We start from the raw sequence: 3,046 nt of genomic DNA on the forward strand, positions 1-3,046 counted from the left end.
TGCCGATCGCGATGATCCTGTCAGGCACGCTGTACTTCATCTTCGTGCATCTGTTCTGAGCACGCGAGCAACTTAAAAAAAGGCCCGCGGCGCTAACCGCGGGCCTTTTGTTTTTAGAGCTCGTAGGGTGGGCAAAGCGAAGCGTGCCCACCATTCAACACGAGGCATGGTCTGAATGGTGGGCACGGCGAAGAACGCCTTTGCCCACCCTACGCAGCTCGCGCTATGCGACCGCTTTCCGTGCCGGACTACGACGCCGCCAGCGCCGTCTCCACCATTTTGATGAAATACGACGTGCCGTAGACGATCGCCTCGTCGTTGAAATTATAGGCCGGGTGATGCAGGCCCGCCGTGTCGCCATTGCCGATGAAGATGAATGCACCGGGGCGGGCCTCGAGCATGTAGGAAAAATCCTCCGCGCCCATCATCGGCGGCATCTCGTGCACATTTTTTTCACCGGCGACATCCTTGGCGATCTGGATCGCACGCTCGGTCTCGGCCGCGTGATTGACCGTCACCGGATAGCCCGGCGTGTAGGTCAGATCGATCTTGGCACCGGTGACCTGGGCGATGCCATCCACGACCTCGCGCACCCGCTTGGCGACCAGTTCGCGCACCTTCGGCGTCAACGTGCGAACAGTCCCATGCAACTCTGCGGTCTGCGGGATCACGTTGCGCGCATTGCCGGCGTGGAATTCGCAGATCGAGATCACGGCGGACTCCAGCGGATCGACATTGCGCGACACGATCTGCTGCAAGGCCGTGATCAGTTGCGCACCGACCAGAACGGAATCGATGCCGTTATTTGGCTTCGCGGCATGTGCGCCCTTGCCTTCGATCAGAATGTCGATGGAGTCGGTCGCCGCCATCAACGGGCCGGGCCGGATTGCGAACGAGCCGACCGGCAGGCCCGGGCCATTGTGCATGCCGTAGACCTGGTCGATCTTGAAGCGCTCCATCAGGCCGTCATTGATCATGGCCTGCGCGCCGGCGCCGCCCTCTTCGGCCGGCTGGAAGATCACGACGGCGTCGCCGGCGAAATTGCGCGTCTCGGCGAGATAGCGCGCCGCGCCCAGCAGCATCGCGGTGTGGCCGTCATGACCGCAGGCATGCATGACGCCCGGCGTCTTTGACGCGTATGGCAGGCCGGTCATCTCCGCGACGGGAAGCGCATCCATGTCGGCGCGCAGACCAATCACCTTGACATCGCCATTGCCAGCCGGCTGCCTGCCCTTGATGACGCCGACCACGCCGGTCTTGCCGAGCCCCGTCACGATTTCGTCGCAGCCGAATTCCTTCAGGCGGTCCGCCACGAAGCCGGCGGTGCGATGGACATCATAGAGCAGCTCCGGGTGCTCATGAATGTCGCGCCTCCAGGCCTGGATGTCAGGTTGCAGGTCGGCGACGCGGTTGACGATGGGCATGGGAAATCTCGTGACTCCGTGGGTGTGGCTGCCCGTTTAGCATGCAAAATCCGGCCCGCCCAATAGAGAAGCCCCTGGCCGGCTCAGCACCATTGCCGAAGGATGGGGTTGTCCAGCGCGCCCGTCGCTGACTAAAACCCCGGGCAAGAACAGACCGGGAAGGATGCGATGGCGAGACGGCTCGAAGGAGATTTCGATTACATCGTGGTGGGCGCGGGTACCGCCGGCTGTATCCTGGCCAACCGCCTGTCGGCCGAGCCGAAAAACCGCGTCCTGATCCTGGAGGCCGGCGGCAGCGACAACTGGATCTGGTTTCACATCCCGGTCGGCTACCTCTTCGCGATCGGCAATCCCCGCTCGGATTGGATGTTCCGCACCGAGCCAGAGCCGGGCCTGAACGGCCGCTCGCTGGCCTATCCGCGCGGCAAGGTGATCGGCGGCTCCTCGGCGATCAACGCCATGATCTCGATGCGGGGCCAGGCCGCCGACTACGACCACTGGCGGCAGCTCGGGCTGACGGGCTGGGCCTATTCCGACGTGCTGCCGCTGTTCCGGCGGCTGGAGGATCACTTCCTGGGCGAAAGCGAGCACCACGGCGCCGGCGGCGGTTGGCGGATCGAGGCGCCGCGGCTGTCCTGGGCGGTGCTGGACGCCATCGGCGACGCCGCCGAACAGATGGGTATCCGGCGCATCCCCGACTTCAACACCGGCGACAATGAGGGCATCAGCTATTTCCACGTCAATCAGAAGCGCGGCCGGCGCTGGTCGTCCGCGCGCGGCTTCCTCAAGCCGGCGCTGAACCGGCCGAACCTGCAGCTGGAAAAGCATGTGCTGGTCGACCGCCTGATCGTGGAGAATGGCCGCGCCGTCGGCGTACGTTTCGTCCAGAACGGCGAGGTGATCGAAGCCCGCACCAATGGCGAGGTGATCCTGAGCGCCGGCTCGATCGGTTCGGTGCAGGTCCTGCAGCGCTCCGGCATCGGCCCTGCCGACTGGCTCGCCTCGCTCGGCATCGAGGTCGTGCGCGATGCGCCGGGTGTCGGGCGCAATCTGCAGGACCATCTGCAGCAGCGCGCGATCTACCAGGTGACTGGCGTGAAGACGCTGAACGAGACCTACTACTCGCTGATCCAGCGCGGCCTGATGGGGCTCGATTATGCGTTCCGCCGTCGCGGTCCGCTGACCATGGCGCCATCGCAACTGGGTATCTTCACCCGCTCCGATCCGAGCCGCGAGCGCGCCAATATCCAGTTTCACGTGCAGCCGCTGTCGCTCGACAAGTTCGGCGATCCCCTGCATCGCTTCCCCGCCATCACCGTCAGCGCCTGCAACCTGCGGCCGACCTCGCGCGGCACCGTGCGCATCCGTTCAAGCAAGCCGGATGAAGCGCCGGCGATCGCGCCGAACTATCTGGCCACCGACGAGGACCGCCAGGTCGCGGCGGACGCGATCCGCACCACACGCCGGCTGATGCGCCAGCAGGCGCTGGCGCGCTACAACCCGGTCGAATTTTTACCTGGCCCTGCCGTGGGCGATGACGACGCGGCACTGGCGAAAGCCGCCGGCGACATCGGCACCACCATCTTCCATCCCGTCGGCACCGCCAAGATGGGCCGCGCCGA

2 protein-coding genes are annotated in these 3,046 nt (G+C 65.0%); one reads left to right on the forward strand and one right to left on the reverse strand.

All coding sequences use genetic code 11. From position 1 onward, the window contains the following. Positions 1–248: 248 nt before the first annotated feature. Complete coding sequence (locus WA702_RS20210) at positions 249–1,424, reverse strand: M20 aminoacylase family protein (protein ID WP_425112317.1); 1,176 nt, start codon at positions 1,422–1,424, stop codon at positions 249–251. 168 nt (positions 1,425–1,592) lie between these two features. Between WA702_RS20210 and WA702_RS20215 the strand changes: the two genes are divergently transcribed. Further along, positions 1,593–3,046, forward strand: a 1,454-nt coding sequence (locus tag WA702_RS20215; protein ID WP_425112318.1) for a GMC family oxidoreductase, incomplete at its 3' end; no start/stop codon positions are given.

The sequence above is a fragment of the Bradyrhizobium sp. genome (genome assembly GCF_049798375.1).
GTDB lineage: Bacteria > Pseudomonadota > Alphaproteobacteria > Rhizobiales > Xanthobacteraceae > Bradyrhizobium.

Excerpts from the sequence above, each read along its gene's own strand:
- WA702_RS20210 (WP_425112317.1), bottom strand. The coding sequence starts at position 1,424 with ATGCCCATCGTCAACCGCGTCGCCGACCTGCAACCTGACATCCAGGCC.